Origin of the sequence: Vibrio sp. 10N.247.310.17 (genome assembly GCF_041466605.1) — a bacterium.
Lineage (GTDB): Bacteria > Pseudomonadota > Gammaproteobacteria > Enterobacterales > Vibrionaceae > Vibrio > Vibrio tasmaniensis_A.
The window spans coordinates 1-17680 of the sequence record NZ_JBFSTC010000064.1 but is presented as its reverse complement, the minus strand read 5'-3'; the positions used below and the strand labels follow the sequence as shown (position 1 = coordinate 17680).

Genomic DNA, 17680 nt, shown 5'->3' with positions numbered 1-17680 from the left:
AAGGATCATTATGAGTAACGACGCTCTCATATCAGCGCTCTCGCACCTCGTTTCGGAGGGGAGAAACCCTGACACTATGGATATTGATCTACTCACCTCTCTCGAAGTGGTTGAAAAGATTAACCAACAAGACAAACAGGTACCACTGGCGATCGAAGCCGAATTACCACTGATCGCGAAAGCGGTTGACAAGATCGCTCACGCCTTTCAAAACGGTGGCCGACTGATCTATATGGGTGCAGGCACCAGTGGTCGATTAGGTGTATTAGATGCCTCAGAGTGCCCTCCGACTTTCGGTGTTTCAGACAAAATGGTTATCGGCTTAATCGCTGGCGGACCAGAAGCGATTTTAAAAGCCAAAGAGGGAGCGGAAGATTCGCTGACTCTCGGTATTGAAGACCTCAAAGCGATTCAGTTTTCAGAAAATGATGTCGTGGTAGGTATTGCAGCAAGCGGTCGTACACCTTACGTGATTGGTGCACTCAATTACGCCAATCAGCTTGGCGCGGTGACGGTTGCACTGTCTTGTAACCCAGGCTCTCCAATTGCTGAGATTGCTCAAATCGCAATTAGCCCAGTGGTTGGCCCAGAAGCCTTAACGGGATCAACTCGTTTAAAATCAGGGACAGCGCAAAAATTGGTGCTCAACATGCTGACCACAGCCAGCATGATTCGTATCGGTAAGAGCTACCAAAATCTGATGGTCGACGTAAAAGCGACCAATGAAAAGTTAGTTGCCCGCGCTGCTCGTATCGTTATCCAAGCAACAGAGTGTGATAAGGCACTGGCAGTCTCGACACTTAAAACGACTGATTACGATGTGAAGTTATCGATTTTGATGATTCTAACAGGGCTAGATTTAGAATTGGCCAAGGCTCAGCTTGATAAGCAAAATGGCTTCTTGAGAAAAGCAGTCGAGAATAATCAGTAATCTCAATTCTGTTTGTAGCTTCTCATTTAGAGAGTAACTTTAACTACATACAAAAAGACCAGTACACATGCAGTACTGGTCTTTTTTAGTTTTCATTTGTTATCGCTAGCTTGGGCTTAATAGTCGTTCGAGAACTCATCCCAGCCACGTTGCCATTCCATACGGAAACGTTGAGCGTCTTCCGTACCAGAACACACGCCTTCATACACTTGACCAGATAAACCAATCTGATAAGCATGGTTCGGATTACAATATTCAGTCACACCTAGGTGATAACCTTCTGTATAGCTAGCTTGATCGACTCCGCCAAGCTCGGCCATATCTGAATAAGAACGCTGAGTGTGGCCTTTGATACCATCACGATAGCCAATCTCTTGCCAATTGCCTTCGGCGGCTAAATCTTGAACATTGGCGCTGCATCCTGCAAGGCTAAATGCCACGGCGAATAATGCGATTATTTTTTTCATTTCAATCCTTTATATTGTTACTTCATCACTTTCTGACGAAGCGCTGCCTTTGTGGCGATTCTCCGCTGAACACTGACTGATGTCCACTTATGTCTGTTATCTGCCGTTGATATTTATTGATTACCGCTTAAAGCTGATAAGTCACCACTAACTAGAAGCATGACACTTCTCAACACCAGTAACCAACCGCTCCGCAAAGGTCACAAACCACTAAACCGGTTATAACACCACTTAATTAGCTATTCGACCACTCACTCCAGTAGCGGAAGTTTCTTCTCATACACTCCTTTAATATACACCCTGACTTAATTAATACATTCAGGGATAACAAATTATGATGTGGTTTCTTACCTGTGTTGCAGCACTCATTGGTGGCTACTTTATTTACGGTGCCTTTATCGAAAAGATTTTCGGTGTCAATGAAAAGCGTCAAACACCCGCTCACACCAAGCAAGACGGCGTGGACTACGTTCCTATGTCAACACCAAAGGTTTACCTAGTTCAGCTGCTTAACATTGCAGGTGTAGGTCCAATCTTCGGCCCTATCATGGGTGCTCTTTACGGCCCAGCAGCAATGCTTTGGATCGTTCTAGGTTGTATCTTCGCAGGTGCTGTACACGACTACTTCTCAGGTATGTTATCTATCCGTAATGGTGGTGCTTCGGTTCCAACCATCACAGGACGTTACCTAGGCAATGGCGCAAAACACTTTATGAACATCTTTGCCATTGTTCTACTGCTTCTTGTTGGTGTGGTATTCGTTTCTGCTCCAGCAGGCATGATCACTAACCTAGTGAACGACCAAACTGATTTCGCGATGTCTGCAACAACGATGATTGTTATCATATTTGCTTACTACATCATCGCAACGATTGTCCCTGTCGATAAAATCATTGGTCGCTTCTACCCACTGTTCGGCGCACTGCTTATCTTCATGTCTGTTGGCTTAATCACTGCGATTGGTCTGTCTGACGAGCACCAAATAATGGGCGGCTTCGAGATGAAAGACATGTTCACCAACATGAACCCGAATGACCTACCACTTTGGCCTGCTCTATTCATCACTATCGCTTGTGGTGCTATCTCTGGCTTCCACGCAACTCAGTCTCCTTTGATGGCGCGTTGTATGGAAAACGAGAAGAACGGTCGCTTCGTGTTCTACGGCGCAATGATTGGTGAAGGCATCATCGCTCTAATCTGGTGTGCACTTGCTCTGTCGTTCTTCGGTTCAGTTGAGTCTTTATCTGACGCGATTGCAAACGGCGGCCCAGGTAACGTGGTATACAGCGCTTCATTTGGCCTACTGGGTGTATTTGGCGGTATCCTTGCTTTCCTTGGCGTGATTATCCTACCTATCACTTCTGGTGACACAGCGTTCCGTTCAAGCCGTCTTATCCTTGCTGAATACTTCAACATGGAACAAAAAACACTGCGTAACCGCCTACTGATGGCTCTACCACTGTTCGTTATCGGTGGTATCCTGACTCAAGTAGATTTCGGTATCATCTGGCGTTACTTCGGTTTTGCTAACCAATCAACAGCAGTCATGATGCTATGGACAGCTTCGGCTTACCTACTTCGTCACAATAAACTGCACTGGGTAACAACGGTTCCAGCTGTGTTCATGACATCTGTGTGTATCACATTCATCCTGAACAACAGTCAGCTAGGCTTCGGTCTGCCAATGCAACTTTCAACCATCATCGGCGTGGTGAGTGCATTCGGAATTGCAGCTTACGTTATCAAAATTTCAAAAGGCAAAGGCGATATCGACCTTGCTGATGACGAATCAGAAAAGGAAGCAAAGCCCGTAACAAAAACAGCTTAGTTTTCCCCGAAACATTCTCACTCTTCATAGACAGAGGAGAATAAGAAAGCCAAAAACACTTCGCTTGTTCCCGTAATCACCCAGTGATTCGTGGAAATTAAGACTAAAGCCCGTCCTCTGTGATGGGCTTTACTGTATCTCAGCATTGAGAAGCAATCGTCACTGGATATAACCAACGAAAACACAAGCAAAGCTACCGTTACCACGCAATGAGCTTTACACTTAACAAGCGTCTCAATAGGTGAAAATATGGAACTCATTCTCTCTCTGCTGCAACAAACCTGTGTCTACTTAGTGATTGCTTACATGCTAAGTAAAACTCCATTGATTCTCCCTTTGTTGAGCATCTCTTCACGCTTAAGTCATAAAATAAGCTGCTACGTTCTGTTTTCCCTATTCTGTATTATGGGCACCTATTTTGGACTGCAGATTAATGACGCGATAGCCAACACTCGTGCGATGGGTGCGGTAATGGGTGGTCTGTTTGGCGGCCCAGTCGTTGGCTTTGCCGTCGGCTTTACTGGCGGTATTCACCGTTACTCATTAGGCGGCTTCACAGACTTGGCTTGTGCGATTTCAACCACAGCAGAAGGCTTGATTGGCGGCCTGTTACACGTTTATCTCGTGAGAAAGAACAAAGCCAGCCAACTGTTTAATCCGTTAGTGGTTTTCTCGGTAACCCTGTTTGCAGAGATCATTCAAATGCTGATTCTACTGGCGGTCGCAAAACCATTTGAGCAGTCCTATGCTCTGGTTTCCGATATTGCTGCGCCAATGATCATCGCTAACTCGGTCGGTGCGGCGCTGTTCATGAGCATCATCCAAGATCGGAAAACCATCTTCGAGAAGTATTCGGCAACTTTCTCACGCCGCGCATTAACCATCGCCGAGCGTTCAGTGGGTATTTTGCATGGAGGATTCAATTCGGATAATGCGCAAAAAATCGTGCGGATCATTTACGAAGAGACCAACGTTGGTGCGGTGGCGATCACTGACCGAGAAAAAATCCTTGCATTCATCGGCATTGGTGATGAACATCATATTCCGAATACCCCTATTTCATCGCAGAGCACGCTCACTTCGATGGAACAGAACGACATCATCTACCTTGACGGCAAAGAGAATCCATACCAATGCTCCCTTTCGCAAGATTGTAAGTTAGGCTCAGCGCTAATTATCCCGTTAAGAGCAGGAAACGAAGTCATCGGAACCATCAAACTGTATGAGCCAAAGCTAAAGCTGTTCTCGACCATCAATATGTCGATGGGCGAAGGTATTGCTCAGCTATTGTCGAGCCAGATATTGTTTAGTAATTATCAGCAACAGCAAACGCTGCTCACCCAAGCGGAAATCAAACTGCTGCATGCTCAGGTGAATCCTCACTTCCTGTTTAATGCACTCAACACCATCAGTGCCGTTACACGTCGTGATCCTGATAAAGCACGAGAACTAATTCAGCATCTCTCTCACTTCTTTAGAAGTAATCTGAAGCAGAACATCAATACAGTGAAACTCAAAGACGAACTGGCGCACGTCAATGCGTACCTAACTATTGAAAAAGCACGTTTTACCGACCGATTAGAAGTCGAATGGGATATCGACCCACAACTATACGAGTCGCAACTGCCAAGCTTTACCCTACAACCGCTAGTAGAAAATGCCATCAAACATGGGATTTCTAACATGCTAGAAGGCGGCAAAGTGAAGATCTATAGCGAGGCTTTCGTGGGTGGATTCAAGTTAATCGTTGAAGACAATGCTGGTAATTATCAGAAGCCATCCCAAGATCACGTTGGATTAGGCATGGAGATTGTTGATAAACGACTCACTAATTTCTTTGGACAAGATTCAGCACTAAAAATAGAATCTCAACCACAGCAATTTACTCGAATGAGCTTTATCATACCTATACTGAAATAAAGGTATTTTCGGAGACGAATCACTCCGAGTTGAAACATTTAGAAGCCGACATTTAAAAGAAAAGCGTGAAACAAGCAGGGATAGAACCAAAATGAAGATTGTAGGATGTTAAAGGCATTAGTTGTCGATGATGAGCTTTTTGCTCGCGAAGAGCTGATTGAACTACTCACTGAAACCGGACAAGTAGAAATCATCGGCCAAGCAAGTAACGCGATCGAAGGACTGAAACAGATCAATCTGCTCAAGCCTGATGTGGTGTATTTGGATATCCAAATGCCGCAGGTTACCGGAATTGAACTGTTAAGCATGCTTGATCCAGACACCATGCCCTACGTGGTATTCGTCACCGCCTACGACCAATATGCGATTCAAGCATTTGAAGACAATGCCTTTGACTACCTACTCAAGCCAGTTGAACCTTGTCGATTAAATAAGAGTGTTTGCCGTCTGAATAAGGTCATCAAGCAGAACCAGAAAGCGCCAGAACAAGATATATCTGCTATCGCTCCCTGCCACTTAGAGCAGATCCCGTGTATCGGCCACAACCGCATTGTGATCATGGCGAGCCAAACGGTCGAGTGCGCCTATTCAGATATCAGCGGTGTGCATGTTCGTAGCTCATCACAAACCGCCACTTCACAGTTAACCCTGAAGATCCTAGAAGAAAAGACCGATTTGATCCGCTGTCATCGCCAGTATTTGATCAACATAAAATCGATCCAAGAGATCAAACTGTTAGAGAATGGATTAGCCGAGATCATCACACTGACTGGCTTTGAAGTGCCTGTCAGTCGTCGTTACTTAAAGGCTTTAAAAGAGCAGCTCGGTCTCCAGTAACCCCATAAATTTCGACTCTTTTTCCAAAGCACGATCAAAAAAGCCAACGCATCAACGTTGGCTTCCTGCTGTTTACAAATCAATAGTGTTTGCAAATCGATAGAGTTACGAATCGATCTTGTCACCAATCAATAGAGATCAGTCGACTTGCTTAATCTGCAGCTCTTTCGGTACTTCGAAGAACATGTTCTCTTCACGACCTTGAATCTCTTCAACTTCGGTTGCACCTAGCTCACGAATACGATCTAAGATTTGGTTTACTAGCTCTTCAGGTGCTGAAGCACCCGCTGTCACACCAATTTTCTTTTTCCCTTCAACCCATTCTGTTTGAATGTCTTCAGGACAATCGGTTAGATAACCTGGCGTGCCTAGCTTCTCAGCTAGCTCTTTTAAACGGGTAGAGTTCGATGAGTTCTTAGAACCGACAACAATCACGACATCAACATCACCGGCCATCTCGCGAATTGCGTCTTGACGGTTTTGTGTTGCGTAGCAGATATCGTCTTTACGTGGCCCTTGGATCTCAGGGAACACGCGACGTAACTCTTCAATCACATCTGCGGTTTCATCAACTGACAACGTGGTTTGGCTAACGTAATGTAAGTTACTCGGGTCGTTCACGACTAAGTTCAGTACATCTTCTGGTCTTTCAACCAAGTACATACCACCAGTTTGGCTAGCGTACTGCCCCATAGTGCCTTCAACCTCAGGGTGACCAGCGTGACCAATCAATACCACTTCCATATGTTTGCGGCTCGCTCGAGCAACCTCCATATGAACTTTAGTCACCAAAGGACACGTCGCATCAAATACCGTTAACTCGCGTTCTTTCGCTTCTTTACGAACCGCTTGAGAAACACCGTGAGCAGAGAAGATCACGATATTATCGTCTGGCACTTCACTTAACTCTTCGACAAAAATAGCACCACGCTGCTTGAGCCCCTCAACAACAAAGCGGTTGTGCACCACTTCATGGCGAACATAGATCGGTGGCTGATACATTTCTAGTGCGCGCTCTACGATGCTGATCGCACGATCGACACCGGCACAAAAGCCACGAGGGTTAGCTAACATTATTTTCATTTCATTGCTCATCATTTACCGCTGTACTAAGGTTTTTTCTATAGAGTTCGCTGTCAGCGAGGTTCGCATTCTACAGTGAAGCGCCTAGACAGTGAAGCTCTGGGTTGCATCACACCTGTAAGGCGATGTTATTCTACTGTTAAGATAGTGATTAACCGCTAAGATAGCTACTCCACCGTTGAGACAGTTAGTCCACAGCTAAGATGTTGACGTCAAACGTAACGTCTTGGCCTGCTAATGGATGATTAAAATCAACCGTCACTGAATCACCCGCGATCTCAGTGATAATACCTGGAATTTCCATACCGTCAGGACCAGAGAAAGCCATAATAGTGCCAACTTCGACTTCAGAGTCGCCAACAAACTTAGCACGATCCATATGATGGATATGATCTGGATTTGGCATACCAAACGCGTCTTCCGCCTTCAATTCGATAGACTTTTCAGTCCCCGTTTCAAGACCAATCAGGCACTGTTCAAAGTTCTCACTTAGGCTGCCATCACCCATCACGAATTTTGCAGGCTTACCCATATTTTCGGTGCTATCGGCAACTGAACCATCCTTCATTTTAATCGTAAAATGTAGAGTTACTGCTGAATCATTTTTAATTGCTGCCACGTTACTTTCCTTAGATTTCTTTATTATTTGAGAATGCATTTTGCTTTGATCTCATATTAGTTGCAGCATAAAAAAAAGCGCCGTCGGAATCAACCGACAGCGCTTAGGGCTATTCTATTCTGTGAGTCATAGGCTGACTTTAGGACAATCTATTACAAAGCGATTTGCTTGATACTCATTAATGTCTGAGTAGTCTATTGGCTTTCATCTTTCTTACGGAAACCATCTAAGATGATCATCGCGGCGCCGATACAGATTCCCATATCCGCTAGGTTAAATGCAGGCCAGTGGTAAGTACCCCAATAGAAGTCTAAGTAATCGACGACAAAGCCATGTACAACACGGTCGAACACGTTACCAACAGCGCCACCAATGATGATCGCATAAGCAATGTTGTTCCACTTATCTGTTGCTGGTAGCTTGCTCATCCAGTACGTCAGCATCCCCGTTACCGCAAATGCGATACCCGTAAATAACCAGCGCTGCCAACCACTTTGATCACTCAAGAAGCTAAATGCTGCACCGTAGTTATGCACGTACAAAAAGTTAAAGAATGGCAACACCTCAATGCGGTTTGCCCAGCCATAACCCATGTTGTCCATAACAAAGAGTTTGATACCGATATCAGCAAGGAGGACAAGTAGGGCCAACCATAACCAACGCACACCAGATTGTTTTAACGAAACTTCACTCATTTCTATTCCTAGTATTTACGAAGTTGGTATTCACTGTTACTCAATTTAAGTGACCTTGATTACCAAACTTGGCTAAACACATTTCCTATAATTAAAAATAACCCCAGTTGGTACTGGGGCTATGATTTTTACAAAAAGTTCAGTATTTCTCTGAGTCGTTATGCGTACTTACGCACTTCGCCTTCACCGTCGATGTTCGACACACAACGACCACAAACTTTCTCGTGACCTTCAATTGTGCCTACATCTGGAGTGTGGTGCCAGCAACGGTCACACTTCTCAGCTTCAGTTGCTGCAACTTCAACGTACAGACCTTCAACGTCTGTCGCTTGAGCTGTATCAGACTTATCGCTAAGTGGTTTAACAACCGCAGCAGAAGTAATAAGTACGAAACGTAGCTCATCTTCTAGCTTGTTGATTTTAGCCGCTAGTGCATCGTCAGCGTATAGAGTAACTTCAGCCTGCAGAGCGCCACCGATTGTTTTCTCTTTACGAGCATCTTCAAGAAGCTTGTTCACTGCGCCACGAACTGACTGGATTTCAGTCCAGAATTCGTTGCTTAGCTCTTCGTCGTCAGCAAGACCAAATAGGCCTTCGAACCACTCGCCTGTGAATACAAACGTGTCGCGTTCGCCTGGCATCTCGTTCCAGATTTCATCTGCAGTGAACGACATGATAGGAGCCATCCAACGAACTAGAGCTTCTACGATGTAGTAAAGCGCTGTTTGGCAGCTACGTTGAGCATGGCTGCCCTGCTTCGCTGTGTACTGACGGTCTTTAATTACGTCTAGGTAGAAAGAACCCATTTCGATAGAACAGAACTGCATTAGACGTTGAGTTACACCGTGAGTATTGTACTCACCGTATGCTTTAACGATCTCTTCTTGTGCAGCTTGAGCACGGCCAACAGCCCAGCGATCAAGTGCTACCATTTCTTCAGCAGGAACTAGATCCGTTTCAGGGTTGAAACCGTTCAAGTTCGCTAGGAAGAAACGAGCTGTGTTACGAATACGACGGTAAGCATCAGCAGAACGCTTAAGGATCTCGTCAGAAACCGCAACTTCGTTAGTGTAATCCGTAGAAGCAACCCATAGACGTAGAATATCTGCGCCTAGCTTGTTCGTTACATCTTTAGGAGCAACAACGTTACCGATAGATTTAGACATCTTACGGCCGTTACCATCAACCACGAAACCGTGCGTTAGCACTTGCTTGTATGGTGCTTCGTCTTTCATCGCGATAGATGAAATCAAAGATGACTGGAACCAGCCACGGTGTTGGTCAGAACCTTCAAGGTACAGATCAGCACTGTGCGTTCTTTCTTCATTCGGGAAGTTGTACTCTTCACGAGAATCCACAACAGAGAAGTGCGTTACACCTGAGTCGAACCATACGTCTAACGTATCAAGTACTTTCTCGTACTTGTCAGCGTCTTCAGCACCCATCAGTTCAGCAGCATCGACATCCCACCAAGCTTGAATGCCTTTTTCTTCCACAAGCTTCGCTACTTTTTCAATAAGAGCTGGGCTATCTGGGTGAAGTTCTGATGTTTCTTTATGAACGAACAGAGCAATTGGCACACCCCAAGTACGTTGACGAGAGATACACCACTCAGGGCGACCTTCGATCATACCTTCGATACGGCTTTGACCCCATTCTGGCATCCATTCAACACTCTTCGTTGACTCTAGTGCTTTTGCACGTAGGCCAGCTTGATCCATAGAGATGAACCACTGCGGTGTTGCACGGAAGATGATTGGAGTTTTATGTCTCCAACAGTGTGGGTAGCTGTGCTCGTAAGCGTGGTGATGCAGTAGTGCACCTTTCTCTTTTAGAACTTCTAAAACAGAATCGTTCGCTTTGAATACATGCTGACCAGCAAATAGCTCAGTATCTGGCAGGTAAACGCCGTTTGAGCCTACTGGGTTAGCGATTTCTAGGTCGTACTTCTTACCAACCACGAAATCCTCTTGACCATGACCAGGCGCAGTGTGAACCACACCAGTACCTGAATCCGTTGTAACGTGGTCGCCAAGAACAGCAGGAACAGTAAAATCGTAGAACGGGTGGTTGAACTGAGAAAGCTCAAGATCAGCACCAGTCGCAAAACCAAGGTTATGGAAGTGCTCGATACCTGTACGATCCATTACGTCTTTTGCTAGTTCAGAAGCAACAACGATACGTTGAGCTGGCTGTTCGCCATTCGCTTCAACTTGGATAAGTACGTATTCAAGATCATCACGTAAACATACTGCGCGGTTAGCAGGCAGAGTCCACGGTGTTGTCGTCCAGATAACGATAGAGATTTCGCCCTGACCCGCGTGACCTTCCGCTAGAGTAAATTTCTCTAGAAGCGCCGCTTCGTCAGCTGCTGTAAATTTCACATCGATAGATGGAGAAACTTTATCTTTATATTCAACTTCAGCTTCAGCCAAAGCAGAACCACAGTCAGTACACCAGTGAACGGGTTTGAAACCTTTAAGAAGGTGACCTTTGTCTGCGATTTTGCCTAGAGAACGAATGATGTTCGCTTCAGTGCCGAAATCCATAGTGCGGTAAGGTTTATCCCACTCGCCCATGATACCAAGACGTTTGAAGCTCTCTTTCTGACCTTCAACTTGGCCCGCAGCGTACTTACGACACTCTTCGCGGAATTCAGCAGCCGAAATCTTCTGACCAGGCTTACCTTTCTTCTTCTCAACCATTAACTCGATTGGAAGACCGTGACAGTCCCAACCTGGGATGTACGGTGCATCAAAACCAGAAAGGGTCTTAGATTTGATAATAATGTCTTTAAGAATCTTATTCAGCGCGTGGCCAATGTGAATGTCGCCGTTCGCGTATGGAGGGCCATCATGCAGCACGAAAGATTTTTTACCTTTCTTTGCCTTACGGATTTCGCCGTAAAGATCTTCTTTGTACCAACGCTTCAGCATTTCTGGTTCACGATTTGCCAGATTGCCGCGCATTGGGAACCCTGTTTCTGGTAAGTTCAGGGTATCTTTATAATCACTCATCGATTCTTAATTCCGTTATATTGGGCGAAGTTAGACATTATGTTAATCGGTGGAATCATCCGACTAATTCTTTAGCTGAAGCAGCCACACCCTTGCGGCTTCAGCATCCAATTCTATTTGATTCTTTAGTGCGTCGAACGATTCAAATTTTATCTCGTCGCGCAGTTTGTGCAAAAGTCGTACTTCTAACTGTTTACCATATAAATTGGCTTTAAAGTCAAAAAAGTGCACTTCTAATTGCTGCCTTACACCATTAACCGTTGGTCGTTGTCCAATATTAGCAACGCCACCGACAGGAACACCATCGATATCCAATGCTTCAACAACATACACTCCCGATACAGGAGAAACACAACGCTTTAATGGAATGTTAGCGGTAGGGAAACCGATAGTTCTCCCTAGTTTTCGACCATGAGACACACGACCACTAATACTGTAGTCACGGCCTAACATGGTAGCACTTGCAGCCAAATCATCGACCGCTAGTGCATTCCGTATCTCAGTGCTGCTTACCCGTAATTGATTTAAGCAATAGCTTTGGGTGCTTACCACCTCAAAACCATATTTTTCGCCCGCTTCTTTAAGCATCGCGAAATTACCTGTTCGACCTTTGCCAAAGCAAAAATCGTCACCAACCACCAAGAATTTCACACCAAGCTTATCAACCAAAAGATCCTTAATGAATGCTTCCGCAGACAAGCTTGCAAAATACTGATTGAAATTCACACACAATAAACGACTAATCTCTAGCTTGCTCAATTGCACGTACTTATCTCGTAAGCGAGTTAAACGCGCTGGCGCTCGACCTTTAGCAAACAACTCCATAGGTTGCGGTTCAAACGTCATGACAACAGAAGGGAGTCCCAGTGCTGTAGCTTGTTTAGAAACCTGACTCAGAACCTCTTGATGCCCTAAATGAACACCATCGAAGTTACCTATGGTTAATACACAGCCATGATGCTGTGCTTTAATATTGTGTATACCTCGGATCAGTTCCATTGTGATCAGCTAAAACCTGTTATTTGCATCATTTATTGTGTGAAACCGACGGATTATATACTAATCAGTATTAATCTGTCGCTGCTTTTAAATGTTTTACTCGGATACCTAAAACCAGTACCGACACAATATAAGCAAAGCCACCAAGTGCGATCAACCCTGTTAGCGTCAACGCTCTTTGGTTGAAGCTCCAATCAAGCCACAGCTGCATATTGTCTAGTTGCCATAAAATCACGCCAACCATCACAGTTCCAGATACTAATAATTTAAGGCTAAACAACAATGTAGTCTTGGTTAAACGATAAACACCCGCTATATGCAGACCACGATAAAGTAGAGTCATGTTCACGAACGCAGATAACGCCGTTGCGATTGCCAAACCAACATAACCATAGAAATAAGCGAAGATCGCGTTGAACACCATGTTAGTGACCATCGCAATGATGCCGTACTTCACAGGAGTTTTAGTATCTTGACGTGAGTAATAGCCCGGAGCCAACACTTTAATCAACATGAAGTTAAGCAAGCCTGAAGCGTATGCCACCAAAGACATGGAAGCCTGCTGTACATCGTGTGGTGAAAACTCGCCACGCATGAAGAGCACCATCAGCATCGGCTTTGCTAAAACAATAAGACCTAACATTGCAGGAATGCCTAGCAATAAAACCATGCGCACGCCCCAGTCCATTGTATGAGCAAACCCTTCCCCTTGAGCGTCTACGTGTTTACGCGACAAAGCAGGAAGAATAACCGTCGCAATAGCAATACCAAACAAACCGAGTGGGAATTCCAATAATCGATCCGAATAATATAGCCAACTGATAGAGCCGGTTGCTAGAAAGCTGGCAATGAAGGTATCGAACAACAAGTTGATTTGGCTCACTGACACACCAAACAAGGCAGGGATCATTAGCGTGCGGATCTTAACTACACCGGGATCTCTCCACCCCCACTTCGGCTTAACCAACACACCCGCTTTAATCAAGAAAGGCATTTGGAAAAGGAACTGGACTAAACCACCAAGAAACACACCGATGGCCAAGCCAATTTCGGGTTGTTCTAAATTAGGAGAGATAAACCATGCTGAACCTATGATCATTACGTTCAGGAACACAGGGGTAAATGACGAAACCGCAAATTTGCCCATGGTATTGAGGATTGCACCAGATAAAGCAACAAAGGTGATAAACCATAAATAAGGAAAGGTAATCTTGAGCATAAAGCTCGCCAGCTCAAATTTTGGTGCTGCTGGGCCATCATTTAACCAATCGATAAACCAACCTGCGCCAAACATCGCAGTGATGACACCCGAGCCCAACACCCCGATAACGGTGACGATAGAAACTAGTACCCCGAGCGTGCCCGATACTTTGGCAATTAAATCTCGAGTCTTATCTTTATCACCAGCAGCGTGATATTCTGTTAATACAGGAACAAACGCTTGAGAAAAGGCACCTTCTGCGAAAAGTCGACGTAAGAAATTAGGGATTTTATTAGCGAAGAAAAATACGTCGGCACTCGCTCCTGCTCCCATCAAATTTGCTACTACTACATCACGTACTAGCCCCAATACGCGGGAAACAAAAGTCATTGCACTGACAATCAGGCCTGACTTTAATAGTCGTTTACTCACACAAACCTCTGACACTGGTTGATTACTTTCAAGCGAGGATAAATACTATCCTGTCCTAAGAAGCATATTTATTAGCATTGGTCTAAAAATGCTGTTAGAATCCCCGCCATCTTAACCGCGATGACCTTTCCATACCAAAGTTTGTTTGGCTACGATTGGTTTTTGCACAAATCATTTGACAATTAAGCGCCTATGAGGGATAGTCCTCGCCCTTAAATTGTCACCGAACTAAGTTTTTGGGAGTTAGACCTTGGCAAACAGTAAATCTGCTAAGAAGCGCGCTATCCAAGCTGAGAAACGTCGCCAGCACAATGCTAGCCGTCGTTCTATGATGCGCACTTACATGAAAAAAACTATTGCAGCTATTGAAGCTGGCAATAAAGAAGCTGCAACTGCTGCTCTTGTAGAAGTTACACCTCTTCTAGACCGCATGGCGACTAAAGGCCTTATTCATAAGAATAAAGCTGCACGTCATAAGTCTCGTTTCGCTGCTGCAATCAAAGCTCTTTAATAGAAATTTGATTACAACGCAAAACGAAAAAAACCGGCCTCGGCCGGTTTTTTTATACCTAAACTTTGAGTAACACAGAGATTTTTCTTACTGAGCGTTACTTGGTTTACTTAAAGATATGCGGTTTGCTGATAGGCACTAACGTTCGACATGAAATACTGACACTTCCTTGTGTCGACCCTACCCCTGGTAAGAAATCACTTCCCCACCAGCAATAAACTACTTGCAGTACATACCATGCAGTAGGTTAATCATCGCTTTTACTTCTTCACTGCTCAATGTGTAATACACTGTTTGAGCTTCTTTGCGAGTTTCGACCAAACCATCTCTTCTCAACCAAGCAAGATGTTGAGATAAAGCAGATTGACTCAATTCCAACTTGCCACACAACTCCCCAACCGACAGCTCAGTACCATGCAATAGGCACAGAATCTGTAAGCGACGCTCATTGGCCATGGCTTTGAGTAGAATCACAGCTTGTGCTGAATTCTTCTCCATCTCTTTTAAGTTCATAGTTTGGCTCCATACAACCTTTACGCCAAGTCCGGGTTATCAGTATTTCCGGCAGATTATGAAGTCATGATAATCGATATCAATTCATTAACAAACAAGCTCACTCGAACAATTTGCTAAAATCTGCGTCACATACATTTTTTACTGCGGGATGTTGGATCATCCTCTCAGCAAATATGACGTAGTACTCCTCTTTTAACTCCTCGATTCCCCCCAACAATTGCAATGACGTATCTTCCTCAACCTCTGACATATATAGCGTAGGCGCTAAGAAAATAGCGTCGTGGTGGTAACGAGCAAAAGCCTTCATCAATGCCGCGTCATCAAACTCACCCAAAATATCAGGCTTAAGTCCTTGTCTATCAAACCATTGCAGTACTTTACGCCCCATCGAAGTTCGACTTCCTGGGATTAACAGTTTCTTTTGTTCTAATACAGCCGGAAAGTTAACACCTTCCACATTACCTGAACTGAAAAAGCTCATACCACTCTCACCCAACTTCTTACTAAACAGGACTGGGCTTTGGCTAGAATCCACCGGGCAGTCTGACAAAATCATATCGAGCTTATGCTGAGAAAGTTGTTCAAGTAGCATTTCATGGGTCGATTCAAAGCAGCGTAAATGAATGCTGTTATCGGGTGGGATTGTCGACATCAATATCTTGCTGACTAATCTTTTGGACAGTGCATCCGCGACGCCAACATCAAACAGAATATTGGAGTGCTGGCTATAATTTACGATATCCAGCATCTCGTAACTCAGGCCAAACATACGATCGGCATATTTAAAGACCAGCTGCCCAAGCTCTGTCGGCTCAACACTGCGACCATTACGCTTAGTTAGCTTGCCATCCATACGCTCTTCTAAGGCTTTTATCTGACCAGTTACCGTTTGTGGTGTTAGGAATAGGGCTTCTGCAGCTTTAGTAACAGAGCCTTGCTTGCAAACCATCCAGAAGTAATAAAGGTGGTTATAGTTGAGATGCGACATAAATGTGCCGTAAAAAAGAGAAGATAACCTGTTATATCAAATATGACACCTCCACTCAACAAACTCGGAAAAACCATACCCAACTATCAATTACTACTTATTTTTACGAAGTGTCTGATTTCATAATGGAATATTTCAACGATTATTTTCAATTTTTCTCTAACTTTTAAGATCTATATCACCTATCAAAAATACGAACAAAAAACTTTAAAAACAACAAGTTAAACCACCACCATTTCAAGGCCAAATATTTAAAGAGCAAATCATCACAAAAAAGTCTCACCTAAACCAAAATGTAATATTACTGAAATATTTGTTCTCTAACATCACGCTCAGATTAAACAAACAGACCAAACACAGACTAAAACGGTCCAATGGAGAAAACATTATGAACCAAGCTACTACTGCAGCAGCGCCTATCTCGAGCACAACTCGTTGGCTACGCTGGGCTAACTTGGCATTCATGCTTTACCTACTATTACTTTCAGTTTCAATGGTTGGTACAGGCTTCAAATGGGCAACAGGCGAGCAAGCAAAAGTTCTTTTCGAATTTGCTTCACACCCAGTTGCAGGCTTAATGATTGGTTTAGTAGCAACAGCACTTATTCAATCATCAAGTACAGTTACTTCAATTATCGTTGGCCTTGTGGCAGGTGGCTTACCTGTTGAGCTAGCAATCCCTATGATCATGGGTGCGAACATTGGTACTACGGTAACCAATACGCTAGTTAGCCTTGGTCATGTTCGTTGTAAAGATGAGTTCAAACGTGCATTCGCAAGTGCGACGATTCACGACTTCTTTAACCTATTAGCCGTTGCTATCTTCCTACCACTAGAGATGGCGTTTGGTATTCTAGAGAAAATTTCTCACTGGTTAGTATCACCGATGCTAGCAACAGGTGATATGAGCATGGGTGGTCTTAACTTCATCAAGCCAATCACTAAGCCTGTTGTAAGTGCGATTAAAGAGCCACTATCAACGTTTGGCGACACTGTTGGTGGGGTTATGCTTATCGTTCTAGGTATCGCGACTATCTTCGTAGCTATCACGGTAATGGGTAAGCTAATGAAGAGCCTAATGGTTGGCCGTGCTCGTGAGATTCTAAAGAATGCAATTGGTCGTGGTCCTATCCACGGTATCGCTTCTGGCTCTATCGTGACTATCCTTGTTCAGTCATCTTCTACGACAACAAGCTTGATGGTTCCACTAGTAGGTTCAGGTGTTCTTAAAGTACGTGACGTTTACCCATTCACTCTGGGTGCAAACATCGGTACATGTATTACGGCTCTACTTGCAGCTACAGCAGTATCTGGTGAGTTTGCAGTATTCGCACTACAGATTGCTCTAGTACACTTGGTGTTCAACATCATGGCAACGGTATTCATCTTTGGTATTCCGTTCCTACGTGAACTGCCAGTGAAAGCCGCTGATATCATTTCAGACATGGCAGTGAAAAACAAAGCTGTAGTGGCAGGTTATCTTGTTGCGGTATTCCTTGTACTGCCTGGTAGCGTGTTAGCACTGACAGCTTAATAGCAAAACAAACATCGCTTATAGCAAAGCCCGCAACCTCCTAGGTTTTGAACTGACCCCCAATAGTTGGACACCAATTATTGGGGGTCTTTTTATGTCCAA

At 44.4% G+C, this 17680-nt stretch carries 15 protein-coding genes; 6 read left to right on the top strand and 9 right to left on the bottom strand.

What is annotated here, in order from left to right; translation table 11 throughout:
• The first annotated feature begins 10 nt into the window (after positions 1-10).
• Positions 11-931 carry an N-acetylmuramic acid 6-phosphate etherase gene (gene murQ / locus AB6D80_RS16705; protein WP_371703612.1) on the top strand — a complete coding sequence of 307 codons (921 nt, stop codon included), beginning with the start codon at positions 11-13 and terminating at the stop codon, positions 929-931.
• Between the two features lie 116 nt (positions 932-1047).
• Here the strand turns inward: murQ and AB6D80_RS16700 are convergent, their stop codons facing one another.
• Complete coding sequence (locus AB6D80_RS16700; protein WP_009848451.1) at positions 1048-1398, bottom strand: DUF2799 domain-containing protein; 351 nt, start codon at positions 1396-1398, stop codon at positions 1048-1050.
• Positions 1399-1732: 334 nt separating this feature from the next.
• Between AB6D80_RS16700 and AB6D80_RS16695 the strand changes: the two genes are divergently transcribed.
• The 3 genes from AB6D80_RS16695 (at position 1733) to btsR (ending at position 5983) form a co-directional block, all read left to right on the top strand.
• Positions 1733-3226: a carbon starvation protein A gene (locus AB6D80_RS16695; protein ID WP_372189117.1), complete on the top strand. Its 1494-nt coding sequence runs from the start codon at positions 1733-1735 to the stop codon at positions 3224-3226.
• Between the two features lie 249 nt (positions 3227-3475).
• Entirely contained in the window at positions 3476-5146 is a 1671-nt protein-coding gene (locus AB6D80_RS16690) for a LytS/YhcK type 5TM receptor domain-containing protein (protein ID WP_371703608.1), read from the top strand.
• A gap of 105 nt (positions 5147-5251) precedes the next feature.
• Complete coding sequence (gene btsR, locus AB6D80_RS16685; protein WP_065680301.1) at positions 5252-5983, top strand: two-component system response regulator BtsR; 732 nt, start codon at positions 5252-5254, stop codon at positions 5981-5983.
• A 138-nt stretch (positions 5984-6121) separates the two neighbouring features.
• On the opposite strand, the gene ispH is transcribed toward btsR, so the two are convergent.
• The 6 genes from ispH to murJ all read right to left on the bottom strand — a co-directional run bounded on the left by ispH (position 6122) and on the right by murJ (position 14029).
• Positions 6122-7078: a 4-hydroxy-3-methylbut-2-enyl diphosphate reductase gene (gene ispH / locus AB6D80_RS16680; RefSeq protein ID WP_371703606.1), complete on the bottom strand. Its 957-nt coding sequence runs from the start codon at positions 7076-7078 to the stop codon at positions 6122-6124.
• 175 nt (positions 7079-7253) lie between these two features.
• On the bottom strand, positions 7254-7685 hold the full coding sequence (gene fkpB / locus AB6D80_RS16675; RefSeq protein ID WP_009848446.1) for an FKBP-type peptidyl-prolyl cis-trans isomerase: 432 nt from the start codon (positions 7683-7685) through the stop codon (positions 7254-7256).
• Positions 7686-7879: 194 nt separating this feature from the next.
• Positions 7880-8380, bottom strand: coding sequence for a signal peptidase II (lspA, locus tag AB6D80_RS16670; RefSeq protein WP_371703604.1), 501 nt, complete (start codon positions 8378-8380; stop codon positions 7880-7882).
• 158 nt (positions 8381-8538) lie between these two features.
• The gene (gene ileS / locus AB6D80_RS16665; RefSeq protein WP_017098348.1) at positions 8539-11397 is read right to left on the bottom strand and encodes an isoleucine--tRNA ligase; all 2859 of its coding nucleotides are present in this window, start codon (positions 11395-11397) and stop codon (positions 8539-8541) included.
• A gap of 63 nt (positions 11398-11460) precedes the next feature.
• A complete protein-coding gene (ribF, locus tag AB6D80_RS16660; RefSeq protein WP_371703602.1) occupies positions 11461-12396 on the bottom strand; it encodes a bifunctional riboflavin kinase/FAD synthetase in 936 nt (311 codons plus the stop codon).
• Between the two features lie 70 nt (positions 12397-12466).
• Positions 12467-14029 carry a murein biosynthesis integral membrane protein MurJ gene (murJ, locus tag AB6D80_RS16655; RefSeq protein WP_009848488.1) on the bottom strand — a complete coding sequence of 521 codons (1563 nt, stop codon included), beginning with the start codon at positions 14027-14029 and terminating at the stop codon, positions 12467-12469.
• A gap of 250 nt (positions 14030-14279) precedes the next feature.
• On the opposite strand from murJ, the gene rpsT reads away from it, so the two are divergent.
• Positions 14280-14540, top strand: a complete 261-nt coding sequence (gene rpsT / locus AB6D80_RS16650) for a 30S ribosomal protein S20 (protein ID WP_012603273.1) — start codon at positions 14280-14282, stop codon at positions 14538-14540.
• A 219-nt stretch (positions 14541-14759) separates the two neighbouring features.
• Here rpsT and AB6D80_RS16645 read toward each other — a convergent pair whose 3' ends face one another.
• Both AB6D80_RS16645 and nhaR read right to left on the bottom strand, forming a co-directional pair.
• Complete coding sequence (locus AB6D80_RS16645; RefSeq protein WP_009848443.1) at positions 14760-15053, bottom strand: metalloregulator ArsR/SmtB family transcription factor; 294 nt, start codon at positions 15051-15053, stop codon at positions 14760-14762.
• 100 nt (positions 15054-15153) lie between these two features.
• A complete protein-coding gene (gene nhaR, locus AB6D80_RS16640) occupies positions 15154-16044 on the bottom strand; it encodes a transcriptional activator NhaR (protein WP_372189115.1) in 891 nt (296 codons plus the stop codon).
• 388 nt (positions 16045-16432) lie between these two features.
• Here nhaR and AB6D80_RS16635 point away from each other — a divergent pair, with 388 nt between their 5' ends.
• Complete coding sequence (locus tag AB6D80_RS16635; protein WP_017102996.1) at positions 16433-17578, top strand: Na/Pi symporter; 1146 nt, start codon at positions 16433-16435, stop codon at positions 17576-17578.
• Positions 17579-17680: the final 102 nt, after the last annotated feature.

Coding starts and splice junctions, on each gene's coding strand:
- murQ (WP_371703612.1), top strand. CDS start 11: ATGAGTAACGACGCTCTCATATCAGCGCTCTCGCACCTCGTTTCGGAG.
- AB6D80_RS16700 (WP_009848451.1), bottom strand. CDS start 1,398: ATGAAAAAAATAATCGCATTATTCGCCGTGGCATTTAGCCTTGCAGGA.
- AB6D80_RS16695 (WP_372189117.1), top strand. CDS start 1,733: ATGATGTGGTTTCTTACCTGTGTTGCAGCACTCATTGGTGGCTACTTT.
- AB6D80_RS16690 (WP_371703608.1), top strand. CDS start 3,476: ATGGAACTCATTCTCTCTCTGCTGCAACAAACCTGTGTCTACTTAGTG.
- btsR (WP_065680301.1), top strand. CDS start 5,252: ATGTTAAAGGCATTAGTTGTCGATGATGAGCTTTTTGCTCGCGAAGAG.
- ispH (WP_371703606.1), bottom strand. CDS start 7,078: ATGAGCAATGAAATGAAAATAATGTTAGCTAACCCTCGTGGCTTTTGT.
- lspA (WP_371703604.1), bottom strand. CDS start 8,380: ATGAGTGAAGTTTCGTTAAAACAATCTGGTGTGCGTTGGTTATGGTTG.
- ileS (WP_017098348.1), bottom strand. CDS start 11,397: ATGAGTGATTATAAAGATACCCTGAACTTACCAGAAACAGGGTTCCCA.
- ribF (WP_371703602.1), bottom strand. CDS start 12,396: ATGGAACTGATCCGAGGTATACACAATATTAAAGCACAGCATCATGGC.
- AB6D80_RS16645 (WP_009848443.1), bottom strand. CDS start 15,053: ATGAACTTAAAAGAGATGGAGAAGAATTCAGCACAAGCTGTGATTCTA.
- nhaR (WP_372189115.1), bottom strand. CDS start 16,044: ATGTCGCATCTCAACTATAACCACCTTTATTACTTCTGGATGGTTTGC.
- AB6D80_RS16635 (WP_017102996.1), top strand. CDS start 16,433: ATGAACCAAGCTACTACTGCAGCAGCGCCTATCTCGAGCACAACTCGT.